This window comes from Uliginosibacterium paludis, assembly GCF_039631355.1.
GTDB classification, from domain to species: Bacteria; Pseudomonadota; Gammaproteobacteria; order Burkholderiales; family Rhodocyclaceae; genus Uliginosibacterium; species Uliginosibacterium paludis.
The window spans coordinates 158,395-183,468 of sequence record NZ_JBDIVF010000004.1; the positions used below are offsets into that span (position 1 = coordinate 158,395).

General features: G+C 63.1%; 21 protein-coding genes and 1 pseudogene. 13 read left to right on the plus strand and 9 right to left on the minus strand.

All coding sequences use genetic code 11. The features are described 5' to 3' along the window. Positions 1-2 precede the first annotated feature (2 nt). Together ABDB87_RS12755 and ABDB87_RS12760 are read right to left on the minus strand one after the other, a co-directional pair. Positions 3-191: a hypothetical protein gene (locus ABDB87_RS12755; RefSeq protein ID WP_345927596.1), complete on the minus strand. Its 189-nt coding sequence runs from the start codon at positions 189-191 to the stop codon at positions 3-5. A gap of 566 nt (positions 192-757) precedes the next feature. Continuing rightward, entirely contained in the window at positions 758-991 is a 234-nt protein-coding gene (locus tag ABDB87_RS12760; RefSeq protein ID WP_345927597.1) for a helix-turn-helix domain-containing protein, read from the minus strand. A gap of 90 nt (positions 992-1,081) precedes the next feature. Here ABDB87_RS12760 and ABDB87_RS12765 point away from each other — a divergent pair, with 90 nt between their 5' ends. After that, positions 1,082-1,345: a hypothetical protein gene (locus ABDB87_RS12765; RefSeq protein WP_345927598.1), complete on the plus strand. Its 264-nt coding sequence runs from the start codon at positions 1,082-1,084 to the stop codon at positions 1,343-1,345. A gap of 699 nt (positions 1,346-2,044) precedes the next feature. Here ABDB87_RS12765 and ABDB87_RS12770 read toward each other — a convergent pair. Beyond that, positions 2,045-2,914 carry a LysR family transcriptional regulator gene (locus tag ABDB87_RS12770; protein WP_345927599.1) on the minus strand — a complete coding sequence of 290 codons (870 nt, stop codon included), beginning with the start codon at positions 2,912-2,914 and terminating at the stop codon, positions 2,045-2,047. A 93-nt stretch (positions 2,915-3,007) separates the two neighbouring features. Here ABDB87_RS12770 and ABDB87_RS12775 point away from each other — a divergent pair, with 93 nt between their 5' ends. From ABDB87_RS12775 to ABDB87_RS12790, 4 genes are all read left to right on the plus strand, one after another. Next, positions 3,008-3,514 (plus strand): lactoylglutathione lyase family protein, encoded by a 507-nt coding sequence (locus tag ABDB87_RS12775; protein WP_345927600.1) that lies wholly within the window; start codon positions 3,008-3,010, stop codon positions 3,512-3,514. A gap of 2 nt (positions 3,515-3,516) precedes the next feature. Continuing rightward, complete coding sequence (locus ABDB87_RS12780) at positions 3,517-4,524, plus strand: alcohol dehydrogenase catalytic domain-containing protein (RefSeq protein ID WP_345927601.1); 1,008 nt, start codon at positions 3,517-3,519, stop codon at positions 4,522-4,524. A gap of 71 nt (positions 4,525-4,595) precedes the next feature. Then, entirely contained in the window at positions 4,596-5,291 is a 696-nt protein-coding gene (locus tag ABDB87_RS12785) for a type 1 glutamine amidotransferase domain-containing protein (RefSeq protein WP_345927602.1), read from the plus strand. Between the two features lie 111 nt (positions 5,292-5,402). Further along, the gene (locus ABDB87_RS12790; RefSeq protein WP_345927604.1) at positions 5,403-6,503 is read left to right on the plus strand and encodes an NADH:flavin oxidoreductase/NADH oxidase; all 1,101 of its coding nucleotides are present in this window, start codon (positions 5,403-5,405) and stop codon (positions 6,501-6,503) included. A gap of 151 nt (positions 6,504-6,654) precedes the next feature. Here the strand turns inward: ABDB87_RS12790 and ABDB87_RS12795 are convergent, their stop codons facing one another. The 5 genes from ABDB87_RS12795 to ABDB87_RS12815 all read right to left on the minus strand — a co-directional run bounded on the left by ABDB87_RS12795 (position 6,655) and on the right by ABDB87_RS12815 (position 13,113). Then, positions 6,655-8,031, minus strand: a complete 1,377-nt coding sequence (locus ABDB87_RS12795; RefSeq protein ID WP_345927607.1) for an MFS transporter — start codon at positions 8,029-8,031, stop codon at positions 6,655-6,657. Positions 8,032-8,271: 240 nt separating this feature from the next. Then, a complete protein-coding gene (locus tag ABDB87_RS12800; RefSeq protein ID WP_345927609.1) occupies positions 8,272-8,610 on the minus strand; it encodes a DUF3325 domain-containing protein in 339 nt (112 codons plus the stop codon). Then, positions 8,607-10,493 carry a PepSY-associated TM helix domain-containing protein gene (locus ABDB87_RS12805; protein WP_345927611.1) on the minus strand — a complete coding sequence of 629 codons (1,887 nt, stop codon included), beginning with the start codon at positions 10,491-10,493 and terminating at the stop codon, positions 8,607-8,609. The genes ABDB87_RS12800 and ABDB87_RS12805 overlap by 4 nt, the downstream gene beginning before the upstream one ends. After that, a complete protein-coding gene (locus ABDB87_RS12810) occupies positions 10,490-10,816 on the minus strand; it encodes a hypothetical protein (protein ID WP_345927613.1) in 327 nt (108 codons plus the stop codon). The genes ABDB87_RS12805 and ABDB87_RS12810 overlap by 4 nt, the downstream gene beginning before the upstream one ends. A 20-nt stretch (positions 10,817-10,836) precedes the next feature. Next, positions 10,837-13,113, minus strand: a complete 2,277-nt coding sequence (locus tag ABDB87_RS12815) for a FepA family TonB-dependent siderophore receptor (protein ID WP_345927615.1) — start codon at positions 13,111-13,113, stop codon at positions 10,837-10,839. Between the two features lie 149 nt (positions 13,114-13,262). Here ABDB87_RS12815 and ABDB87_RS12820 point away from each other — a divergent pair, with 149 nt between their 5' ends. Both ABDB87_RS12820 and ABDB87_RS12825 read left to right on the plus strand, forming a co-directional pair. Further along, a complete protein-coding gene (locus ABDB87_RS12820; protein WP_345927618.1) occupies positions 13,263-13,994 on the plus strand; it encodes a response regulator in 732 nt (243 codons plus the stop codon). Continuing rightward, positions 13,991-15,307: an ATP-binding protein gene (locus tag ABDB87_RS12825; RefSeq protein WP_345927620.1), complete on the plus strand. Its 1,317-nt coding sequence runs from the start codon at positions 13,991-13,993 to the stop codon at positions 15,305-15,307. Before ABDB87_RS12820 ends, ABDB87_RS12825 begins: the two co-directional genes overlap by 4 nt. Before the next feature lie 426 nt (positions 15,308-15,733). On the opposite strand, the pseudogene ABDB87_RS12830 reads toward ABDB87_RS12825, so the two are convergent. Next, positions 15,734-16,156: pseudogene (locus tag ABDB87_RS12830) on the minus strand (DEAD/DEAH box helicase family protein); the annotation flags it as partial. Between the two features lie 227 nt (positions 16,157-16,383). Here ABDB87_RS12830 and tssA point away from each other — a divergent pair. The 6 genes from tssA (at position 16,384) to tagF (ending at position 25,067) form a co-directional block, all read left to right on the plus strand. Then, positions 16,384-17,466, plus strand: coding sequence for a type VI secretion system protein TssA (tssA, locus tag ABDB87_RS12835; protein ID WP_345927624.1), 1,083 nt, complete (start codon positions 16,384-16,386; stop codon positions 17,464-17,466). Between the two features lie 524 nt (positions 17,467-17,990). Continuing rightward, entirely contained in the window at positions 17,991-18,557 is a 567-nt protein-coding gene (locus ABDB87_RS12840) for a M15 family metallopeptidase (protein WP_345927626.1), read from the plus strand. A 28-nt stretch (positions 18,558-18,585) separates the two neighbouring features. Continuing rightward, positions 18,586-18,855: a PAAR domain-containing protein gene (locus ABDB87_RS12845; protein ID WP_345927628.1), complete on the plus strand. Its 270-nt coding sequence runs from the start codon at positions 18,586-18,588 to the stop codon at positions 18,853-18,855. A gap of 2 nt (positions 18,856-18,857) precedes the next feature. Then, a complete protein-coding gene (locus ABDB87_RS12850) occupies positions 18,858-20,270 on the plus strand; it encodes a hypothetical protein (RefSeq protein ID WP_345927629.1) in 1,413 nt (470 codons plus the stop codon). Positions 20,271-20,291: 21 nt separating this feature from the next. After that, positions 20,292-24,065: a type VI secretion system membrane subunit TssM gene (gene tssM, locus ABDB87_RS12855; RefSeq protein WP_345927631.1), complete on the plus strand. Its 3,774-nt coding sequence runs from the start codon at positions 20,292-20,294 to the stop codon at positions 24,063-24,065. A gap of 3 nt (positions 24,066-24,068) precedes the next feature. Then, complete coding sequence (gene tagF, locus ABDB87_RS12860) at positions 24,069-25,067, plus strand: type VI secretion system-associated protein TagF (RefSeq protein ID WP_345927633.1); 999 nt, start codon at positions 24,069-24,071, stop codon at positions 25,065-25,067. Positions 25,068-25,074 lie beyond the last annotated feature (7 nt).

Consider the following 25,074-nt stretch of genomic DNA (forward strand, 5'->3'; position numbering starts at 1 on the left):
GATCAGTCGCTTTCGCGTTTCTGCGTTTGCTTCAGATGGGAGGCTTCGATCTGGAGTCGTTGCAGCGTGAGTGCTGCCAACGCAGTTGCGTCCTGAAGTAAGTAACCCCGTTTCCGGTAGTACTGGGGTGAGATGTGGTTGAGTTGTAGAGACCGACGATCGATGTCGGCTTTTGACAGGAAATGACTCATAGGTTTGCTCCTTCAGGTTGAGCCAGAACGGACAGCCACAACTTCCCTCGGGTCTGGAAAGCGCTTGGAGCAAAGCTAAGCGTGGTGTCAGGACTGACATTCGGGTTGTTTCCGCAGAGATACGTCCCCACCGACAAAGTCGTTGTCTAGGACCCGATCCAAGACACAAAGAGAGGTATCAATGCTTTTTTGATGCTATGCGAATTTATTGCTCGGTGCAAAGGCATACCTTTCGGCTCAACTTTTCATCGATCACCTCGCTGTCCGCCCAGTAGCGCAAACCAGACTATTGGCGAACAAGAGCTGAGCGTCTGCTTAGGCCGACCTGCGGACATAGGCACTCCTCGGACCTTGGTGAAATCGGCAATGGTCTCGGCCATGAGAATCGTCGAAACGGCGCCCCTTGTACGGGAAGTTAGGTTCTTCCTCCCTCCGATCATCGTCGGTCAAGGACGTGTCGCTTGGCTCGTGCGCAGCACTCATTCCGCCGGAGAGCACAGTTGCCTGCTTGCCAGGCATTCAGGCCGACGACTCTTTGAAGCCCGCCATCCGTGGTGGATCCGTAATCAGGTTTGGAAGAACGCCCCTGGGTCGCACTCAAGTGTGCGGGCAAGCTTCAGGATATTGAGCACGGCAATGTTCCGCTGCCCGCGCTCGACCCCTCCAAGATAGCTGCGGGCAAGCCCGCTCTCGAGAGCCAGTTTTTCCTGGGACCAGCCACGCGACTTGCGAATCACGGCCAGGCGCTTGCCGAAAGCCTGCAGGTCTCTTTGCTGCTCGGGGCTGAGATTGGTTTCCATGCACCGATGCTAGGAATCCGAACACTTTCAGGCCACGCTCTATAAGTGACATTTCGCGCTATAGTGCGCAGCTTTTGAGATCGCTTTGTCATGTCGCGCCCCGATCCACTCGCCCACCTTTCCGAGACAGAACTTGATGAGCTGATGACGCGCTACTACAAACACGAGCGCGTCGCGGACCTGCCGCCTGCGACGCTTGCCACACGCGTGACGGAACTGGAGAACCAGATTGTGCTTGGGCTCACCGCCAAGGGTCTGGCTTCTCGGCTCGACAGGAAGTGGTCGGCAGCAGAATCGCTCGCCCTCGAACACTCGCCTCAGCTTCGGGTGCGGACGAAAATGGACCACCCATGACTACGGAAAGTTGCCTCAAATCTGCCTGCGCATGACGCCGACAACACATCGGATCTGACGCAAAACCGCTCGACTCACCCGCACACAACGACGCTCAATCCGCTCAAGCTTCGGCACCATTTGCATCGAATCCCCTTACGCTTCCGTGCGCTTCTGCTCCCCGACAGGCAGCAAAATCACCCTCGCACATCGTCAGAAATTGCCGCCACCTCCCCTGCCCTGCGGGGCCGACAACCAGGGGGAGGCAGTGGCTGCCGCACGCGCCCCGACGCCAGCAGCGCATACGAATCCTGCGCGCAGAAGCCCCTCGCAGCCCCCGCTCCGAAGCGCCTCGTTCGCTCGCCGCCCCCGCTTTTCGGCGTTGCCGGATCATCGGCATCGCCACTCGCCAGCTTGGCAAACCACGAAGAGCGCAGCCAACCCCAGGCTCCGAAGCAAAGCGAAAAATCCCTCCGAGCCACATGTCCCCAAGCCGCCTTGCCGCATCGCGTCACTACTCGCGCTGACAAGCTCGCGGACGCGCGCACAGGCACGCGCCACTGGTGCACGACACCAGCAAGATGACAAAGGCATTCAACCAAGGCGTTGAAGCCTTGCTCCGGCGTCTCACCCTTCTCGGGTCGGAACTGCATGCTTACCAATCGCTGCAGCGGCGTCATTCCTGCCACCAGGCTCAGGCAACCGGGCTGGCTGCGGCCTTCATGTCGCCCGCATGAACTGGTCGATCTGCTCGAGAACATATGACGCACGCGCCGTCAAAGGCCATTCAGCGCGGTGCACCAGCCACAAGGGATAGGGCTTGCCGCTCAGGGCGACCCGGATGTCGTCCGGCCGTGCATACACCTGACGGGCATGCCGCGGAATCACCGTAAAACCGAATCCTGCCGCGACGCCGTCCAGAATCAGGCTGACCTGATTGATGTAACCGTGGCAGGGCAGACTGCTCACTCCCGGATTGCCGGGAAAGGCCCGGCTGAGCAAGCGCGTGGCCATGGCTGGACCATCCGGATGCTCGATGAAGCCCAGCCTGACCAGATCATCCCACGCATCAACGTTTTGCCCCGCAGGCACAACGAGCTCGAGTACTTCTGCACCAAATTCCCTGGCCGCAAAGCGGGGGTCGTCGGGGCGGACCGTGACCACACCGAAGTCGTACTTCTTTTCGAGCAGCGCCGCCAGGATCTCGTTGTCCGGCGCAAAACGGTGGCGGACAGCCAGGCCGGGATGGCGTGACTGCAAGGCCACCAAGGGGCCGTGCAGCGCCAGCCCGACACTACCCGGCGTGGTCAGACCGACCTCGCCACAGAGCGCATCGGCATCGGCCAGACGCACCTCCAGCCGCCGCGTGGCTTGTTGAACCGCTCTGCAGTAATCGAGAAATGCCGTGCCGGCCGGCGTGAGCTCCAGGGTTCGCGTCTGACGCAGCAGCAGAGGTCCCAGCCGTGTTTCGAGCTGGCGGACATGCTGACTGACGGCAGCCTGCGTAAGGCCCAGGCGCTCGGATGCACGGGTGAAGCTGCCGGTTTCGGCAATGGCGAGAAAAGAATGGATCCACTGCGGACTAAACATAATGACTTGTTATGCACTCAATAAACATCAATAAGTTTACGTCACAAATCAGGCTTTCTAAACTCAACCACTCCTGAAACTCCTTGTCTGGCCATGTCTCCCTACCCGCGCAGCTTTTCCCATATCGGCCTCTCGGTCACCGATCTCGACGCCGCCGTGAAGTTCTATACCAGGGTGATGGGCTGGTACCTGATCATGCCGCCCACCACGATCCGCGAAGATGACAGCGCCATCGGCGTGATGTGCAGCGATGTGTTCGGCGCCGGCTGGGGCAGTTTCCGCATCGCGCATCTCTCGACCGGCGACCGCGTCGGCGTGGAGATCTTCGAGTTTCCGGGGGCCGAGCGGCGCGAAGCCAATTTCGAATACTGGAAGAGCGGCGTCTTCCATTTCTGCGTACAGGACCCGGACGTGGAGGGCCTCGCCGCGAAAATCGTGGCGGCCGGCGGCAAGCAGCGCATGCCGGTGCGCGAGTACTTCCCCGGCGAGAAGCCCTATCGCATGGTCTACATGGAAGATCCCTTCGGCAACATCCTGGAGATCTACAGCCACAGCTATGAGCTGACCTACTCCGCCGGCGCCTATGGCGCAGCCGACTGAGCATGAACGGCCTCCGTACCCTCGACGGCTTCGTGCTGCCGGACCGCCATCGCGCCTGGGTCTGGCGGACGGGCAATGATCCGCTCGCCCTGCAGCAGGCCGAGATTCCGCTCAGCGCACCGGCGGCCGGTGAAGTGCTGGTACGCAACGAGGCGGTGGGCCTCAACCCGGTCGACTGGAAAGTGCTCGGCATGCCCGGCTGGCAGCCGGACCATGTGCCTGGCGTAGACGGTGCCGGCAGGGTGGTGGCGCTGGGCGAAGGCGTGCCCGCCGGCTGGCTGGGCCAGGCGGTGGCCTACCACCAGGACCTGCAGCGCGATGGCAGCTTTGCGAGCTTCACCAGGATTCGCGCGCGGGGGCTGATCCGCCGCCCGCCAGGGCTGACGGCAACGCTGGCCTCCGCCACCCCCTGCCCCGGCCTCACCGCCTGGCAGGCGCTCGAAAAGCTGCCCCCGGCGCGGGGTCGTCGTCTGCTGGTCAGCGGCGCGGGCGGCACGGTGGCTCACTTCCTCGTTCAGCTCGCCCGCGCCCGCGGATTCGAAGTGCATGCGATGAGCCATCCGCGCCATGCCGAACGCCTCCAGGGCCTTGGTGCCATCGCCTGTCATTCGGGCCCCCGTCCGCCGGCAGCGCTTCGCTTCCACGCGATCATCGACTGCGTCGGCGTGAGCAGCGCAAGGATGCTGGCCGACAGCCTGCTCGCCAGCGGCCAGCTGGTGTGCATCCAGGGGCGTCTGCCGGAATGGCCCTGCGCGCCCTTTGGCCGGGCGCTGTCCCTGCATGAAGTCGCGCTCGGCGCGCTGCATCACGAAGGCAGCGACGAAGCCTGGGCCGAACTGATTGCCGCTGCCGAACACATTCTCTTCGCGAACCTGGCCGATGGCCGCCTCGCCGCGCCCGCGCTGCGCGAGGCGGGCTTCGACGAACTGCCAGCCCTGCTCGCCGGCCTGCGTGACGGCAGCCTGCCCGGCAAGACCGTGCTGCAGCTCGCGCCACCACCCGCCTCCTGATCCAGGTCCGCCCCGAATTTCCGAACCATGCCGCTGACATGCGGCAACGTCCTCCCCGAAAGGAAAGCAACATGACGCCAGCCCTCAAGATCCTCGTGATCCTCACCTCCCACGCCACCGCCGGCACCCAGCCCACCGGCGTCTGGCTCGAGGAATTCACCACGCCCTATTACGCCTTTGCCGATGCCGGCGCGCAGGTGGAAGTCGCCTCCATCGCCGGCGGCGCCGTGCCGATTGATCCGCACTCGATCGAGGCCGCAGGGAAGAACCCCGCCAGCGTCGAGCGCTATCTGAAGGACGAAGCGCTGCGAGCCCGCTTGGCAAGCTCGAAGCAGCTCGACGGGCTGCATGCCGCCGACTATGACGCCGTCTTCATGCCGGGCGGCCACGGCACGATGTGGGATCTGCCCGACAGCGCCGCACTGGCCCGCCTGCTGAGCGAAGCCTGGGGCGAAGGCAAGGTGGTGGCCGCGGTTTGCCATGGTCCGGCCGGGCTGGTGAATGTGAAGGACGAAAAGGGCCAGCCGCTGGTGGCTGGCCGCCGCGTGGCCGCCTTCACCAACACCGAGGAAGTGGCTGCCGGCATGGACAAGACCGTGCCCTTCGCGCTGGAAACGCGCATTCGCAGCCTCGGCGCACGCTATGAAAGCGGCCCCGACTTCCAGCCCTTCGCCCTGCGTGACGGGCGCCTCGTGACCGGCCAGAACCCGGCCTCCTCCGCCCGGGTCGCCGAACTGGTCCTGCAGGCGCTGCGCGAAGGCAAGTAAGCCCGACATGCTTCCGGGATGGCGCAGTTCGCTTTGCTCACTGCGCCCTGCGCCCGACTCTCCACTCCCGACTCCCTACTCCCCACTCCCGACTCCCCACTCCCGACAGATATGACCCTCTTCTCCCCCTTCCAGCTGAAAGACGCGCGCCTGCGCAACCGCATCGCGATTCCGCCGATGTGCCAGTACAGCGCCACCGACGGCCTCGCCAATGACTGGCATCTCGCGCACTACACCGGGCTTGCCCGCGGCGGCGCGTCCCTGGTGATCGTGGAAGCCACCGCGGTATCCCCCGAAGGCCGCATCACGCCGGCCTGCCTTGGCCTGTGGAATGACGCGCAGGCCGAGCAGCTCGCGCGCATTGCCGCCGCGATCCGTGCAGCCGGTGCCGTGCCCGGCATCCAGATCGCGCACGCCGGGCGCAAGGCCAGCGCCAACCGCCCCTGGGAAGGTGACGACCACATCGCGGCCGACGATCCGCGCGCCTGGGAAACGCTCTCGCCTTCCGCGCTGGCCTTCGGCGCGAACCTGCCGCGCGTGCCGCGCGAAATGAGCCTGGCCGACATCGCTCGCGTCACCGGCGACTTTGCCGCCGCCACCCGCCGCGCGCGCGAAGCCGGCTTCGAATGGCTGGAGCTGCACTTCGCCCACGGCTATCTGGCGCAGAGCTTCTTCTCGCCGCATGCCAACCAGCGCAGCGATGCCTATGGCGGTGACCACGCCGGCCGCAGCCGCTTCCTGCTTGAAACGCTTGCCGCCGTGCGCGCCGAATGGCCCGAAAATCTGCCGCTCACCGCCCGCTTCGGCGTAATCGAATACGACGGGCGGGACGAGGAAACCCTCGCCGACTCGATCCACCTCGTGCGCGAGTTCAAGGCAGGCGGCCTGGATCTGCTCAATGTGAGCGTGAACTTCTGCACACCTGCAGCGAACATTCCCTGGGGCCCGGCTTTCCTCGCGCCGGTGGCCGAACGCGTGAAGCGTGAAGCCGGCATTCCTGTGGCATCAAGCTGGGGAATCGAGCGCGCGCAGGATGCCGAGCGCGTGGTCGCCAGCGGCCAGATGGATCTGGTGATGATCGGCCGCGCGATGCTCGCCAACCCGCACTACCCCTATGCGCTGGCAAAGCAGCTCGGCGTTGAGAACCCCTCCTGGGTGCTGCCCGCGCCCTATGCACACTGGCTGGCGCGCTACCGGCTCGCTGCAGACTGAGTTCAGGACATGCAATACGCGCAGCGCATCGACAGGATGCGCTGCGCGTGGGCCGCGGCACGCGTCATGCAGCACTCGCATCGCGCAGGCGATGACACAACGGTAGCCAGAGCCAGGTTCAGGGCTTTGCGCAGAGATAGGGTAGTGGCGGCTATCCCGACCGGCCCACGAAACGGTCACCGGCATCCCGCGGCAGGCTCAGCACATCCACCAGCCCAAGCAGCGCCACCAAAGCCGAGAGCAGCAGCGCAAACTTGAATTCGGCAGCGGGCACAGTCCACCCAGCCCACTCCTTGAGCTGCAGCCCGAACTGGACAGCCATGGCGCCCAGTGTGATGCCTGCAGCCATGCTGACCTGAGAGACCACGTTGAACAGTGCATTGGCGTCCCCCATCTGCCGGTCGGGCACATCTGCAAACGCGATGGTTCCCAGACTGGTGAACTGCATGGAGCGGGTCATGCCACAAAGCAGAAGGATGGAGACGATCAGCATCATGGAAGACTTCGGGCCGATCAAAGCACAAGCCGCCAGACACGCTGCCGCCAGCACCCCGTTGAAGAGCATCACCGGACGGTATCCAAAACGGCGCAAGATCGGCGTCGTTACGGTTTTCAGACCCACATTGCCAACAAAGACCACCAGCAACAGCGCGCCTGCGTGAAATGCGTTCATGCCCAGCCCCAACTGGAACATCAGGGGCAGCAGAAAGGGCAGGCAACCGATGGCCATGCGCGAAATCGACCCGCCAAGCATGGCCACCCTGAAAGTGGCGATCCGCATTGGAGACAGATCCAGCATCGGGTTGGTCACCCGGCGAAAATGTCGCAATGCGACGGCCAGCAGCACCAGGCCTCCGATCAGCAGCCCCAGGCCCGGTATGCCCGGCTCGGCAGCCAGCGAGTCGAGGCCGTTGAGCAGCAAAAATATACCCAGCCCGCTGAGCAGAAATCCGAGCCAGTCGAAGCGGCGAGGCGCCGTAGGCGGCACGTGGGGAACCAGCTTGAGCGCCAGCAGCAAGGCGATGATCCCGAGCGGCACATTGATGAAGAAAATCAGATGCCAGCTGGCGTGTGTCGTGATGAAGCCCCCCAGCGGTGGCGCGATCACCGGGGCCACCAGCGCCGGCCAGACCAGATTGGACATGGCCACCATGCGCTGCGCCGGTGGGGTATTGCGGAGCACCAGCAAGCGCCCGACAGGAACCATCAGCGCACCGAAAACACCCTGAAGAACACGCAAGGCCACGAAGAGGTGCAGATTGCCTGCCAGGCCGCAGCCGAGCGAAGCGGCCGTGAATCCAGCGATCGCCCAGGCAAACACCGGCCGTGCGCCCAAGCGATCGGCGATCCAGCTGCTGACAGGAATGAAGACACCCAAAGCCAGAAGGTAGGCACTCATCGCGATATTCAGACGCAAGGCGTCGGTGCCGAATGATTCGGCCATTTGCGGCAGAGCGGTCGCGATGATGTTGCCGTCCAGCACTTCCATGAAAAGCGCCGCGGTCACCAGCCAGGCTACCCAGCGCACACGCCGGGACTTTTCTGCGCTATCCGATGTATCCGGTTTGCTATTCAAATCAGTTCGCACCATTAATTTTCCCTGCCTTGCGCGCCGGGCGCAAGGGAGGCGGTTCATGCAGCCTGCGCCGGCACTTGTTCGCCAGAGGCCAACGCCTGTCCGGAGGGTTGATCGGGGGCACACGGGCGAGTCCGGGGGGCCTCGCTGCAACACGAAGGTTCTTCACCGGACGAGGTCCCGGAAATGGCATCAAGGCCTTGCCGAAGGGCCCGAACCGAAGGCACGGCCCAGAAGGGCGCGAATCAGCCGGGCACCGAGCCATGCGGGCCGGTAGCTCAACGCGAGCACCAGCGTCATCGCGGCCAGCGTCAGCAGCCCGAACCATGCCGTCAGGCCGATCGAAAGCCCGCGCTGAGCGATCTCCAGCATGGCCGAGCCCAGCAGGGCCATACAGCCCAGCACACGGGCGCACCGAGCCAGAGGGCCGGGCAAGGTGCTACCGGCAAGCTGCCGGGCGTGGCGATCCATGCCCAGACACAGTGCTTCGAGTCCGATGAAGAGCAGAACAAAACTCGCCAGCGCCATCATGCTTCCTCCATTTGCAGTTGCGTGCCGGCCGTTCCGACCTGAGTCGTCGTGCTGCTGCGCGGCACATGGGTATGGGTCCGCCAGGCAGCCAGGATGAGCAAGGCACCGATGCCCAGCGCCGCCACATCGAATCCGGCGACCTGCCATTGTCCGGAGACCAGACTCAGCGGCAACCAGGCGCCGCCTCCCAGGGCGTTGAGCAGTGGCAGCAGAAGCGTGAGCAGTCCGGCCAGACCGAGTTGTTCAACCCAAGCCTCGCGATGCGTGCGCAGCGCGGCGTGCGGCAGCGCCAGCAGCCAGACGATGAAGAAACAGGCGATCTCCAGCCGGCTCCGGCCGATGATGTCTGCCGGAATCAGTCGGCTGGCCCAGAAGTAGCAGACGGTAGCCAGCAGCAGCCCTGCGACCCCGGCCACGTTGAGCACCTCCACCAGGCGATGACCGAAGGGCGTGTGCCCTGCGCGCTCCCGATCACGCTGCCTCGCGATGACCCACATCACCAGGCCACTGGCCACCATGACGCAGCCCAGAATGCCCGACCCGAAAAACATCCAGCGCAGCAGCGGTGAGGCAAAACGGCCGAGATGGAGCGCATTGAAGCCGCTCCAGATTGCCCGTACGCTGCCGGGTGCCTCTGCAGCACGCGGCGCTTCGAGCAACTGTCCGTTCCGACCGTCAAACACCATGCTCTGCGGGTACGCTCGCGTGGCCAGAGAAACACCGCGTGCCTGGCGGAACTCGATGCGCGCATTCGCATCCCCCGGGTTGCTGATTGTGATGGCACCGACGCCCTCCTGCGGCCACTGTCGCCGGGCTGCCTCAAGCAAGGGGGCCAATGCCGCGAGCGGGGCCGACTCGCCGCTGCGCGGGCTGGCTGACTCGGCATGCATGTTCTTCATCTCGCCCATCATTGCCCGGACGCTGCCGCCATAAGCGTAATGCGCAGCCCAGGGCATGATCTGGTTGGCCAGCAGCAGAAGCCCCGAGAAGGTGATCATCAGGTGGAAAGGCAGCGCAAGCACGCTTGTCGCGTTATGCGCATCCAGCCAGGAGCGCTTGCCCTTGCCGGGCCGGAAGGTGAAGAAATCCTTGAAGATGTTGCGATGGATGATGATGCCACTCACCATCGCCACGAACATGAACAGGGTGGCGATGCCGACGATCCAGCGCGCCAGCGCGCGATCCATTCCGTAGAGTTCGAAATGGAAGCGGTAGAGAAAATCTCCGCCTGCGGTTTCGCGCGGCGCGATCATCCCTCCGGTCGCAGGATTCATGCTGAGGCGAGGACCACCGTGCTCACCCCCGCCGCCTCCGCCCCGGCCGCCCCGCTCACGCCCCCGTTCTTCGCCAGAGCGCTCCGCTCCGCGGCCGCCGCTGCGTCCGCGAGACCTGCCCTCCCGAGCTTCCAGACCGGATGAGGCTTCAGGAGGGCCCTGCCTGCGCCACTGAGCGCCCTCATCCGCTCCGCGATTCTCGCGCCCCGCTCTCCTGCCGGGCGGGCCCGGTGGCTGTGCTCCAAGGCCTCCGGACGACGGGCCATCCCCGTCGTCCTCAACCATGGATGGCCTGCCACGCCCTTCCGTTTCTCCCGCCTCGCGCCAGTTGAGTCCGAATACCGGGCTGCGCTCGCCCGGCAACGCGATCTGCCACTGGGCGGCGCCGGGGGCGACGCGCCCAAGCAAGCTCAGCGCACGATCCAGGCCTTTCTCGTCGGGACGTGCCGAATGCAGTTCGGGCTGCATCCAAAGCGTGATCTCGTTGCGGAAGTACGAGAGCGTGCCGGTGAGAAAGATCGCGAACAGCAGCCAGCCCAGCACCAGCCCCGCCCAGGTATGCAGCCAGGACATCGATTTGCGCAGCCCGCGCGCCTGATCGAACCTCATGCTGCACCTCCTGACGGAAGGCACTGAAGCAGCGCACCCAGCACCACCGCAGGCAGGATGATGCCCAGCGCTGCGCGTGCCACGGTCCGTGCTGCGATGACCCAGATCACGCCAAGGGTCTGAACGATAAAGCCCAGCATGATTGCCGCCATCGTAGCTTCGATGCGGCTCAAGGGCAGCGTAACGCTCAACAGGGCCGTAGCCTGAAGCGCCACGCCGTAGGCGCCGAAGATGGCCAGCAGCACGCGCAAGCCGGTGTTGAGCCAGGCGGTGCGCTCGATCAAAGCAGGCAACCTGGAAGCGGGGGCGGTTCCGGATGTCATGTTCCCTCTTCCTTTCCTGCTCAGAACGACGCGGTTACCGAGGCGTAAAAGGCACGCCCGGGCTCGTTGTAGGAGGCCGCACCGGCCGCGTAGCTGTTGCCCTCGCGGAACAGGCGCTTGTCGAAGAGGTTCGACACGCCGATGCGCCCCTTGTAGTGCTTGCTGAAGGCATAGCCGGCCGATACGCCCCAGGTGTTGTAGGGCGAGACCTTGCTGTTGGCGTCATCGGTCGTGGCCAGACCAGTCGTAGCCACGGTGGAGCGCGGTTTCTGCTGGCCGTAGAAGGTGCCGGTCAGCATCAGGTTGAGTGTTTCGGTGAGTTTCCAGTCCAGCGAAGTGTTGATCGTGAATTCCGGAATCACCGAGAGGGGCTGCCCCTGCTGATCGTCATTGCGCAGCATCCAGGTGAAGTTGTTGCTCCAGTCAAGCGAGCGTGCGAGAGGCACGAGCAGATTGCCTTCGAAACCCTCGACGACCGCATTGGTGGCGTTCTCCCACTTGTACACATAGCGGTCCTGCCCGCTCACCTTGACGATGCCGACCAGCTCGGTCCCCGAGACAATCTTGTTGTCATAGTCGTTGCGGAACCAGGTGATGCCGGCATTGAGACCGCTCGCCTCCGTCCAGTTGATGCCCAGCTCCTTGTTGGTGCTCACCTCGGGCTTGAGGTCTGCATTGCCGAGCAGATAGCAGCGCACGGTGTAGGACCCCAGCTTGTTGCAGCCGTTGCCACTGGAATAGATGAGATAGTTCGGATGGGTCTGATACAGATTGGGTGCCTTGAAGACCTTGGCAACACCGCCTTTCAGGGTGAGCGCCGGAGCAAACTCCCAGGAGGCATTCAGGGAGGGGCTCCAGTTGTTGCCGAAGCTGCTGTAGCGATCGAGGCGCAAGCCGGGCGTGAGTATCAGGCGTTCGCCCAGCGGGATGTTGTCTTCGGCAAAGGCCGCGATGTAGTGCTGCGCGTTCCAGGTCTGCCGCTTCAGGGGATCGTCCGCCACATTGGCGACGCCGCTGATGGCCTGGCCATTGAGCACACTCGCCGGATCATCCAGCTTCTGGTAGCCCCACTCCGCGCCGGTGGTGAGCATCTGGCGCACACCGAGCTGCAGCGGGCTGTTGAGCTCGGTGTGAAAGGTATAAGCGTCCAGGCGCGAACTGTGCCAGTCATCCGAATTGATGTTGCCTTCGGTGCCACCGACCAGGCCTTCGTCGATACGGTCATTGAAGGTACGCTCATACTGGATCCAGCTGTCCGACTTGCCGATGGCCCAGTCACCCTTGTGATCGAGCGCAAACTTGTTGCGCGTCATGACATTCGTTTCCTGTCCCAGGAAGGAAGCCGGATTGCTGCCAGTCGCACCACTCGTACTGGTGGCGCTGTTACCGGTCTGGGTGTCGCCCGCGTAGATGTTGCCCTGGCGCGAATAGCCGTAATTGAAATCGAAAACATGGGCACTCACCGGAGCCCAGCGCAGCAGCGCGTCGAGATCACGGTTCTTCACGCCTTCGCGTCCGGCTGCCGTGCTTGCCGTAGCATCGGTATGAGCTGCATTGATCGCCGGATCGTCGGCGTCGGTACGGTTGTAGTTGCCGTAGAGACGATATGACATCGTGCTTGTTGCCGGGCCTGAGAGGTTGAATCCAACCCGACGGGTATCCCCTTCCTCGCTGTGCTGCGGCTGATTGATGTAGGTGGTCATCGAGCCATGGGTTTCATCACCGATCCCCTTGGTCACGATGTTCACCACCCCGCCTGCGGCACCCGAGCCGTAGCGCGCGGCAGCGGGCCCGCGGATCACCTCGATGCGCTCCACATCCTCGACCGGCACCCAGTTCGAGTCGCCCCGCGTGTCACGCTCGCCGCTCTTGCCGTAACGGACCGAGTTGCGCGATTGAACCGGCTTGCCATCGACCAGGATCAGCGTGTTTTCCGGCCCCATGCCGCGCAGGTCGATCTGGCGATTGTTACCGCGCTGGCCGGAGGCACTGTTGCCGGTTAGATTCACGCCCGGCATCCGGCGCACGATGTCGGAAAGGTCATTCACCACACCGCGTTTCTCGATGTCTTCACCGGTGATGGTCGACACGCCCGGCGCCTGCTTCAGGGTTTCTGCAGCGGTTGCCGTCACCCGGATCGTGGAGAGCTGCTTCGCCGGGGCCGGCTGTGGAGCAGACTGGCTGCTTGCAGGCTCTGCATTTGCCGCCAGGGCTGACTGCGCCTGCGCAAACTGCAGGGGCAGCATCGCCAGCGCCAGAGTGATGGGCCTCAGGGTGAAGGTCCTCGTGTATGACATGCATGTTCTCCAATTGAAACCGCTGCGTGGCAGCGAAATGACCGGATTGAAAAGAGGGGTAAATTTGCTTTCAATTGAGAACGATACTCATTTAATCTTGCGAAACTTTGCCAGCTTATTGCAAGTTCTTGCAGCGCCCGGAGTTCCAGATGCAATCGCCCGCCCGCATCCTCGTCGTGGATGACCATGAAGACATTCGTGCCCCCCTTGCTGCTTTTCTGGGGCGCTACGGACTGGAAGTCAGTACGGCGGTAGACGGTCGCCAGATGCATGCCCTGCTCGCTCGCGAGCATTTCGATCTCGTGCTGCTGGACGTGATGCTGCCGGGAGAAGACGGCCTGTCGCTGTGCCGCCATGTGCACGAGCATCTGGGCATCCCGGTCATCCTGCTGACCGCAATGGCTGACCCGGCTGACCGCATTGCAGGCCTGGAGCTTGGCGCGGACGACTATGTCGTCAAACCCTTTGATCCGCGTGAGCTCGTGGCCCGCATCCGCGGCATCTTCCGGCGAATGAAGCTGAGCCAGCGCCAGAGCCGCGTGCTGCCGGAGCAGATCAGCCGTTATGCATTCGGCAATTGGCTGCTGGATCTTGCACGCCGCGAACTGCGTGGCAATGACGGGCAGATCGTTGAACTCAGCGCCACGGAATTCCGTCTGCTGCGAACCTTCGTGGAGAACGCCAACACCGTGCTCAGTCGTGAAAAACTGCTCGACCTGATGAATCGCGGCGATGCTCCCGTCTTCGATCGCAGCGTCGACAGCCAGGTCAGTCGCCTGCGCAAAAAGCTCGAGGACGATGCCCGCCATCCGCGCCTGCTGCGCACAGCCTGGGGGGATGGCTATCTGTTTTCGGCAAGTGTCGAAGCCGTGCCGTCATGAAGCTGATCCCGGAGACGCTGGGAGGAAGGCTCTTCGCGCTGATCCTGCTGGGTCTGCTCGCAACCAACCTGACCGTGCAGGCCCTCAGCGGCAAGGGCGCCGGCAGCATGCATCAGCTCGGCGTGGATCAGATCCTGCGCCGCTACGCCTCGGATTTCCGCGTGCTCTCCGCCTGCACACAGGGCTGTCCGCGCGATCAACTGATGGAGGCAATGGAGGGGGAAGACTTCCACCTGACGTTGGCGGATCACATCGCGCTGCACGAAATGGACGAAGCCGAGGCGGCGATTGGCCAGCGCCTCGAACAACTGATCGACACGACAGGTACTGCACGGGCCCACGTACTGATCCTGGATCCGGCCTCCGGCAACAACCGGCATCGCACACCGGCCCTGCAAGTCAGCATGGCGCTGCCGCAAGGAAGCTGGCTGATCGGCACGCTGCAACCTGTCGTGCGCAACGGCTGGTGGAAGCCGCTCGGATTCTCTCTGCTGGCCAGCGGCCTGCCCGTGCTGATCGTGCTGGCCCTTTTCCTGGGTCGTCTGCTGCGCCCGCTTCAAACCCTCGCAAATGCGGCCGAGCGGCTGAGTCGCGGCGAGCGCACCGACCCATTGCCGGAAACCGGCCCGCGCGAACTGCGCGAACTCTCCCGCGTGTTCAACCAGATGCAGGCGCGACTGACGCGATTTCTTGACGACCGCACGCGCATGCTGGCCGCAATCAGTCATGACTTCCGCACCCCGATCACCTCACTGCGACTGCGTGCCGAACTCGTCGAAGATCAAGCGCTTGCGGCGGCGATGAAACGCACGCTGGAAGAAATGGGCCAGATGGTCGACGAAACCCTGCAGTTCGCAAGGGACGACAGCAGCCAGGAAGACACCCGCGTCATCGATCTGGTGCCACTGCTGACCAGCATCGCGCACGACATGCAGCTTCAAGGTCATGAGGTTCGCATCAACCTTCCAGCCGCCAGCCCCTATCGCTGCCGCCCCCTCGCACTGACACGTGCGGTGCGCAACCTGGCAGACAACGCGACGCGCCACGGCACCTGTACTACGCTGAAGCTGCTGCACGACGGCAGACAGCTCCGGATCGAGGTGGAAGACAACGGGCCGGGCCTGCCGGAAGTCTGGCTGGAAAAAGCCTTCGAGCCATTTTCCCGTCTCGACCATGCGCGCGGCCCCCACAGCGGCGCCGCCGGCCTTGGGCTCGCGATCGCGCGAACCGCAATCGAAGCCCATGGCGGACGCATACGCCTCGCCAACCGCACCACTGGCGGCTTGTGTGCAAGCATCGAGTTGCCTGCGTAAAGTCCGGGAGCAACGCCTCGCGTCGGCCCCTGCACCTCGATCGTGGCGTACTAGACACCGTTACCGCCGGTCAATTTTCGCGGCCTCAACACAGGAGACTTGCCCCTCTCTTTCACGAACGGGAGAGACAACTGCTGGACGGCTAATTGTCACTCCTTTGCCTATCTGGTCATTCAATCTGTTTGTTGGGTTCGTACGACAGCAATGCAGTGTTGAGCAGACAGAACCCCGCCTTCACTGAAAGTGGTGGGATTCGCCAGCGTTTCATTGCCGTCCTCGGAGAGCGCCTAAAGTCCTTGGCGACAAGCTCAACGGGGAACTGCAGGCGTTGATCAACGCTCTGCATTCCTCACGACACGCTGGCGACCAGTCAGAACACCGATCAAGGCAATATGGCCGCCAACCCGCAACTGAACGTGCTTGCCTGAAGGCCACGAAGGTGGCGTTTGGCAGCGCATCGCGCAGGTGCTGGGCGTAGCCCACCTGATAACGCTCTGCGCCCGGCTTACCCTTCAGCTTGGCTTCGAAGCTGTACTGCGTACGGTGTGCCTCGTCAGCAATCACCACGATGTTGTGCCGCTCGCTCAGGGCGGGGAACACGGTCTCGCCCTCTGCCAGCATGAACTTCTGAATCGTCGCGAACACGATGCCGCCCGAGGGGCGATTAGCCAGCAGGCTGCGCAAATCGTCACGCGAGTCTGCCTGCACCGGCTGCTCGCGGAGCAAATCCTTCGAGAGTGAGAACACGCCGAAGAGTTGACCATCCAGATCGTTGCGGTCGGTAATCACCACAATGGTCGGGTTCTCCATCGCCGCCTCGCGCATCACGCGGGCGGCGAAGCAGGTCAGCCGCTCGATCAGGGCGCGGCCTCCCCGACCTCTACACCTGCGCAAAAGCCACGGCATGAGAGCACACCGCTCGTCCCCCGCCTGACCGCCACCCATCCTCCGACACTGCACGCTCAGGCAGACCGATGCCCGGCACGTCCAGGGATTCCCTAACATCGGCCGGCCCTGTCACAAACAGCCCGCCTGCCAACCCGATCTGCCTACACGGCGCCCTCAAGACAATGAACATGCCCAGCCTTCCAGACGCGATCGAGCTGATCGCTCCCGTTCCCGGCCCCCTGCCCTGCGGCGAAGACCTCTCGTTTTCCACGGAATTCGATGATATCCAGGAAGCCCGTCGCGAAGATGATCCGGGACTGGATCAGGGGGAATGGGTCACCGCACTCAAGGAGGCGGACTGGAAAGCTTCCGCCGCGATGTGCCAGCAACTGCTGAAAGAAAAAACAAAGGATCTTCGCCTCGCCTCCTGGCTCACCGAAGCGCTCTCAAAGACTGACGGCGTGCGCGGCATGGCGCGCGGTCTCGAACTCGTCTGCGGTCTGAGCAGAACCTACTGGGACCAGATTCATCCGGTCCCCGAAGACGGCGATCAGGAGCAGCGGATCGGCAACATCAGCTGGCTGATTACCCGCTGCATCCAGCTGACCCGCGACTTCCCCGTCGTCGAGCACAAGGGACGCCGATTCAGTTTCGGCGAACTCGACTCCGCCCGCGCGCTGCAGTCGCTGATCGACAGGAATCAGCCACTGCCTGAGGATGCGTCGGAGCGCGTGAGCCTGCAGCAGATCCGGGATACGCAACGCAGCACGCCGCGCAGCTACTACGAAAATCTCATCCAGAGCAGCACCGGTTGCCTCGAGGCGCTGAGCAGTCTCAGCAGCGAAATCGACGAACGACTCGGGATGGACGGCCCTTCTTTCACCCCCTTGCGCTCGGCACTCGAGACCTACGCAGCGGAGATCGAGCGCATCGCACGCGAGAACGGCGTGCGCGTGTCGCAAACAGACGAAGCGATGGCGACCAGCAGCGATGAAAGCCCGGATCCGCACTCACCGGTCGAAGCTTCAGCCGGCGCGGGACGCCAGACGGGTCCGCTGCGTACCCGCGAGCAGGCGCTGCAGCAGTTGCGGGACGTTGCCGACTTTTTCCGCCGCACCGAGCCTCACAGCCCGGTCGCCTACCTTGCCGACAAGGCCGCAAGCTGGGGCGAAATGCCACTGCATGTGTGGCTCAAGGCCGTGCTGAAGGAAGAGGGCTCGCTTTCCCGTTTCGAAGATCTTCTGGGCTTCGAAAGCAGTTCCGACGAGTGAGTATCCGGCAAGCATCCGGACGACGTGCAATGCGTCATCCGGATGTGCCGGATCGATCCGGCGCAAAAAACAAAATCAAATAAATTTCTCCTGAACAGATCATCCGGGCACTTGCCCGAAAAGCCGGAATCATTAAATACTAGCCGGCATTGCATTTATTTACATTGAATAAATGCCAAATCCAGCAAATACAAGACTTTCAACTCGCATTTACGTTCATCCCTTGACGGACGGACGATTACGGGGTTTTCGTGGCCATTACAATAATATTCACTTACGCGCTGATTATTGTCGTTATTTGCGTTTCTGTTCTTTTTTCAGAAGCAAGAAGATATTTGATCAATACGACAGCCAATCTCGCGAATATGGCGTTTTTGCCATTTGAATATATTTTCAGGGGTATCACGCGTGGCTGGCGCACCGGAGGCAGGGAAGTTTCTGAAAACGCACGACTGCTCAGGCAAGCCTGCGTCAGGTATCGCTGGTGGCTGCTCACCGCGGGACTCGTACTGGCGTTTCCGGTCATGCTGATCGTGCTCACGCGTGACGAGATCGACGTCGGTTCGCAAACCGATCTGCAGCGCAATGACAACGCGGTCATCTCTGCCCTGCTTGCGGGCGAACGGCTGGCTCCGCCTCCCGCGCTGCCGCCTGAATCCTTCACGACGCTCGAGGTCACCACGATCCGCCCGGCGCTTGTCAATGCGAGCCGGGACTGGAACCTGCTCGATGACAATTTTTCCCAGCGCCTGCTGCGCGTCTTTCAGCGCATGCGCGAGCACGGCTATGAGGTTGTTCTGCTCGAGGGTTATCGCAGCCCCGAGCGGCAGAACCAGCTCGCAGCAATGGGCAGTAACGTCACCAACGCCGGCGCCTACCAGAGTTACCACCAGTTCGGTCTGGCTGCGGACTGCGCCTTCATGCGCGAAGGCAAGATCGTGATCAACGAAAAGGACCCCTGGGCCATGCGCGGCTACGAACTCTACGGGCAGGAAGCCGAAGCCATGGGGCTGACGTGGGGTGGCCGCTGGAAAATGATGGACTTCGGCCACGTCGAGCTCCGCAGTCGCAAGCTTCACGCCCCCTCCTGATACCCAGCTCATCAGACAGAGAACTCACATGAACCGCCCGATCATCCTCATTGGTGACAAGACCGACCATGGTGGCGTCGTCATCGAAGGCGCACCGACCACAGACATCGATGGCCGCCGCGTGGCACGCGTGGGGGACAAGGTGACCTGCCCGGAGAAAGGCCACGGCCATACCACCGTCATCGTCAGCGGAGACGAAACCTGCCTGATCGAAGGCCGGCCGGTCGCGCGCCATGGCGACAAGACTGCCTGTGGTGCAACATTGATCGCAACCCAGACGCTGACCACGGATATCTGATCATGCGTCGCCTGCTGGGTTTTCTCGCGGTACCCGTCCTGCTGCTCGGTCTCACCTGGCTGGTGGCAGTCATCTATCTTCAGCAAACGGGGGGCGAGGTCACGGGCCAGACGCTGCTGAACGGTTTCGTCATCGCACCTGCCGTACTGATTGCCTGCTGGTTCGGTCTCAAAGGGCTCTTCTCCCTTTTATCGCACAAGCCGGCGGCCACGGCGTCTGCCGAACCACCAGCGCAGCCGGAAGCAGCACCTGGCCCGGCAGCCGAACCCGTGCTGCCTGCCCTCGCGATCCTGTCGGCTGAAATCAGCACCGCGCAGAGCTACCACATCGACGATCTGCTGGCCGGTCTGAATGACAACGCCATCCGCCCGGCACTGTCGGACCGATTCGTCGATGAAAACGGTCTGCCTGTAATGGTGGCTCTGCGCGAAGACTTGGATACCGAATCCGTCAGTGAGTTCGTCAGCCAATGGTTGCTTGCGGCGGCAGACACCCACCCCGCCAAGGAAGACCCTGATCGCGCGCACCGCATGCTGGCCCTGCTGGACGCCCCTGTAGGTGCCAGCCTGGATCTGCTCGCTTCGCTTCCTGCGCAGACTGCTCAGTCATCGACCGCCGGTGCGCAGGCGGGCAAACGGCCCCTGCTGATCAAGATTTTCGCCGAGCGCGGCTGGGAAGATCTGGTGGAAGCGTGGTTGCGCAAGCAATTTGCCGCGCTCGACGGGATCAACCCGGGATTCGTGCGCGGAGACCCCGAGCGTCCGGAACTCCAGCATGACGCACTGCGGGTGTCGGGCGCCTTCAGCTCAGAACTTGCCAGAATTCCGGCCGCAAGCATGATGATGCTGGTGGCATGCGACAGTCACGGCACGGACGCCGTGATCGAGCGTGCGGGTTATGACGGAAAACTCTTCAGCGCAGGCAACCAGAACGGGATGATTCCGGGCGAAGCAGCCGCCGCCGTCGTCATTGCACCGGCAGACCGCGTGCCGGAAGGACTCGACGTGATCGCCGAACTGCAGCCCGCTGCCTGGGGGCGCAGGCAGAAAGCCGTCGATGCAGGCGGTCGTACCGACGTCGAGCTGATGACCCGTCTGACGACAAGCCTGCTCGAAAAAAACAGCCTGACGGCCGACGCCATCGGTGCCTTCGTATCCGACTGCGACCAGCGCAGCGCCTGGAACGCGGAGGCCGCCTCGCTGATCAGCAGCATGCTGCCCGGTCTCGACCCTGTCGCCGATCATCTGTCACTTGGCAGAGCGCTTGGCCACACCGGCGCGGCCGCTTCAACACTCGCCCTGGCATGTGCTGCCGCGTGCGTGCGCGAGACAAACCAGCCCGGACTGGTAGCCAGCCTTACTGACCCCCTACAGCGAAGCCTCGCCCTGCTTCGTCCTCTGCAAGCGTCCACCTGATTTCTCCCGAGTCTCGACACAATGAACCGCTTCCTCACCTTCCTGCTCGATCGCCGGGTCATCGCCGCCGTCGGTTTTGTCGCGCTGGCAACCTTCCTGCTGATTGCCGCCCTCACACTGAAGATATCACTGCTCTGGGTGGCGCTGATTCTGGCCATCGTTGTCGGTCTGTGGCTGTCCCTCTGGCTGTGGCGCCGCGCCCGGGCCCGCAGGGCGGGCGAAGCGATTTCCGGAATGATGGAAGCTGAAGCAGACCGTGCGGTCCAGGCCGCGTCGCCGGACAAGCGTCCCGAAGTGGAAGCCCTGCGCAATCGCATGCTTGAAGCGGTCAAGACCATCAAGACCTCCAAGCTGGGCGAAGCAAGCGGCAAGGCCGCACTGTATGAACTGCCGTGGTACCTGGTGATCGGCAACCCGGCCGCCGGCAAGAGCTCGGCGATCGTCAATTCGGGTCTCAACTTCCCGTTCTCCGATGTGACCGGCAGCGTCATCCATGGCCTCGGTGGCACCCGGAACTGTGACTGGTTCTTTACTTCGGAAGGCATCCTGCTTGATACGGCAGGCCGTTATTCGGTCTATGAAGCGGACCGCAGCGAGTGGATCTCGTTCCTTCATCTGCTCAAGCGCAATCGGCCCAAGGCGCCGATCAACGGCATCATCATCGCGGTCAGCATTGCCGAACTGAGCCAGAACAAGCCCGAATACGCGATCAACCTCGCCAAGCAGCTGCGCTCCCGCGTGCAGGAGCTCTCTTCCGAGCTGAGCGTGTTCGCCCCGGTGTATGTGATGTTCACCAAGGTCGACCTGATTTCCGGTTTCTCGGAATTCTTCGAAGACGCTGACGCCCAGGAGCGCGCACGTGCCTGGGGCGCAACCCTGCCCTTTGACGGAGAAGGCAAGACCGATGCAGTCGCCGCCTTTGACGAACACTTCGCCAAACTGCTCGATGGCCTGCATGAGCTCTCCGTCACACGGATGTCGATGAGTCTGGACGGCAACATCGGCGCCGGCGTGCTGAGTTTCCCGCTGGAGTTCGAAGCCACGCGCAACAGCCTGCGCACCTTCCTTGCCACGCTGTTTGAAGAAAACCCCTTCCAGTACAAACCGGTGTTCCGCGGTTTCTATTTCTCGAGCGCGGTGCGCGAAGGCTCTCCGGTCAACACCTCGGATCAGCGCATGAGCGAGCTGTTCGCGCTCAAACCCGTCACGATTACCCGCCCGCCGGTCAGCGTCTATCACGGCGCTGGCTTCTTCCTCTCCGACCTTTTCTCCAAGGTGATTTTCGCCGACAAGGGACTGGTGCGTCAGTTCACCTCCCGCGCTACCCAGCGCGCCCGTGTGGCGGGCTTCGTGACGGCCGTGCTGCTGCTCTCTGCAGCACTCTCGGTGTGGACCTGGTCCTTCCTCGCCAACCAGAAGCTGGTTGCCGGCGTGCAGGCCGACCTCGACCGTGCGGTAGCCATCCAGAAGAGCAAGACAGACATCGGCAGCAGGCTCGAAGCCATCGAGCTGATCCAGGACCGCATCCAGCAGTTGCATGACTTCCGCGAAGACAAGCCCCTGGCGCTCGGCTTCGGCCTTTATCAGGGCAAGGCACTCGAACAGCGGCTGCGCTACGAATATTTCAATGGCATCAAAGCGATCCTGCTCGGGCCGGTAACCGAATCGATCGAAACCTATCTCACCGAAGTCAACGGCAATGCCGACAAGCTGCAGCCGCAGACCGCTGCCGCACAGCCTTCGGCCGGTGCCAGCAGTCTCGCGAAGACTGCCGGCACGACGCTCTACCGCGACGTCTCCCCGACCAATGTCGAGGATGCCTACAACGCACTCAAGACCTACCTGATGCTGGCCAACCGCGAGCGTCTGGAAGCAGGCCACCTCAACGACCAGATCACCCGCTTCTGGCGTGTCTGGCTCGATGCCAATCGCGGCACCATGCCGCGCGAACAGATGATCAAGAGCGCGGAACATATTCTCGGCTTCCTGCTCGCCCAGACAGGTCAGCCCGATTTCCCGGTGGTCGACAACAAGATCGCACTGGTCGATCAGGTTCGCGAAAACCTCCGGCATGTGGTGCGCGGCATGCCGGCGCGTGAACGCGTTTATGCCGAAATCAAGGCACGTGCCGCCACCCGCTTCCCGCCCCTCACCGTGGCGCGCGTGGTCGGCGAGGAGGACAGCAAGCTCGTCTCCGGCAGCTACGCGATGTCGGGCGCCTTCACACGCGACGCATGGGAGAAATACGTCGAGCCGGCAATCAAGGAAGCCGCCAACAAGGAGCTGCAGTCAAGCGACTGGGTCCTGAAAACCAGCACCCGCGAAGACCTCACCGTGCAGGGCAGCCCCGAGCAGATCCAGAAGGCCCTGGTCGACATGTACAAGACCGAATATGTGGCTGAATGGAAGAAGTTCCTGCAGGGGGTTTCGATCACCGGCTTCCCGGATTTCGGCTCTGCCGTCATCGGTCTCAATCGCCTTGGCGATCCGGTCAGCTCGCCGGTCAAGCGCCTGATGGAGTCGCTCTATCGCGAAACCTCCTGGGACAACCCCGCTTTCTCGGGCGAAGAGCTTGCCGGTGCACAGCGTGGCATCGTGGCCTGGTTCAAGGCCACCATCCTTCGTCAGACCCCCAGCCAGATCAACGTGAACCTCAACCTCGCAAACGACGCGGGCTCCGGCAAGGGACTCATCAGCCGCGAGTTCTCCGCCATTGCCGCGTTGATGATGGCCCGCGGAGAAAACAAGGACGTCCTGCTGGATGGCTATCTCAATCGTCTCTCCGGATTGCGGACGCGCTTCAACCAGATCCGGAACTCCGGCGACCCCGGCCCGGCAGCGCGCCAGCTGATGCAGCAGACCTTCGACGGCAACAGCTCCGAGCTGGCCGACACGCTGCGCTTTGTTGACGAAAGCATGCTGATCGGCTTGTCCGATTCGCAGCGCGCCACCATCCGCCCGCTGCTCGTTCGTCCCTTGATGGAGTCCTTCTCGGTGATCGTCAAGCCGGCCGAAGCCGAGCTCAACAAGATCTGGCTGGCACAGGTGCTCGATCCCTTCAATCGCAGCCTTGCGAACAAATACCCGTTCCAGGCCAACTCGAGCATCGAGGCCAGCAGCGCCGAAATCGCGCAATTCTTCGGACCGGATGGTGCCATCTCGAAGTTCACCAGTTCAGCCCTCGCAACCCTCGTTGTTCAGCGCGGCCAGACTTTCGCCCCCCGTACCTGGGCAGATATCGGCATCTCGCTGAACCCCGAGTTCGCGGCCAACTACCCGCGTTATGTTGCGCCCCCGGGAGGTCCGGTCAACGCAGGCGGGGCCACTGCAACCGCTCCGGAAACCGTGTTCCAGATCCAGCCGGCCCCATCTCAGGGTCTGACCGAGTACACGATCGAGATCGACGGGCAGCAGATGCGCTACCGCAATGGCGCAACGGCCTGGCACCAGTTCCAGTGGCCGGGAGCAGGCACGCCGGGCGCCCGCATCACGGCGATCGGATATGACGGCCGCACGGTAGAAGTGCTCAACATTCCCGGTCGCTTCGGCCTCGAGAAGATGATCGGCAATGCCCAGCGCAAGCGCCGCAGCAACGGCGACTTCGAGCTGACCTGGGGTGAAGGCAACAATGCCGTAAGCGTGTTGCTGCGCATTGTCAGCCAGCAGACGGCTGATGCCACACAGGACAATGCCTCCCCGGCCCCCGCCCAGACCCTCAAGGGCCTGAAGCTTCCGCAGAACGTGGCAGGCAACAGCGCCGCGGCCCCCTCGATTGCACGCGTCGAGGGCCGCTGATCCATGAACGCGCCTTACACCCTGCAGATCGGCAGCGAGCCGCTGATCTATTTCGGCAAGCTGCCTTCGCGTGGCGACTTCGTGCGCAGCCAGAATGGTGGCGCCGTCATCAACACCCTGGATCGCTGGATTTCAAGCTGCCTGGAGCAACTGGCTACCGACGCAGACTGGAAGCGCCACTTCGACGCCATGCCTGCCGTACTGTTCGCCTTTGCAGGCAGCCGCAACCCAGCCTTCCTGGTCGGTCGACTGGCCAGCAGCCAGGACAGTTCCGGACGACGCTTCCCCTTTCTGGTCGCTGGCAGCCTGCGTACCGAGTCGCCACTGGCCTTCCTGCCCGGCATGCCGCTGGCCATGCATGCTGCATGGAGCGAGATGGAACATCTGATGCGTGACGCACGGGATGCCGCTGACATCAGCCAGGCGCTCGGACGCATCGAGGTCACGCCGCTTGAGGCCGAACGCGACACCGAAACCCTCATGGCGCGCATCCGGACGCATCTGGAAACCCACACCGTGGGTCAGCTGGAAAAGAATCTGGAAGCGGCCGGCAATCCGTGCTCGTTGCGCCACACCGTCACGGCCCTGGGCCTGCTGCTCTCTCCGCTGCTCACCTCGGGCAGCGGTGGAGCAAGCAAGGGGCTTGCGCTGCCGCTACCGGATGACAACACCTCGGCGGCCTTTGCCAGCGTGTTCTGGCTGAGCCTCGTCACGCCCTTCCTCGCGCGCGGCGACCATGAAATCACCTTGCTGCGCAGCCGGCTGGCCGGGCGACAGCAACTCATCATCAGCTTCTCCGGCGCCAGCCCGCGCACCCTGCAGTCCATCTTCGATCCTGCACTGGCTTTCGAAGCCAACATCGATCTGTGCGATGCCGAATGGATAGAAGACTACCTGCCCGGTGACTACGCCCTGACCAAGCTCTCGAGCTACCTCGAGCATCCCGACCTCTCCCTGTCACAAGCGCTCGCCACCTTCGGCGAAGTATTTCTTGGCAGCTGACCACGAC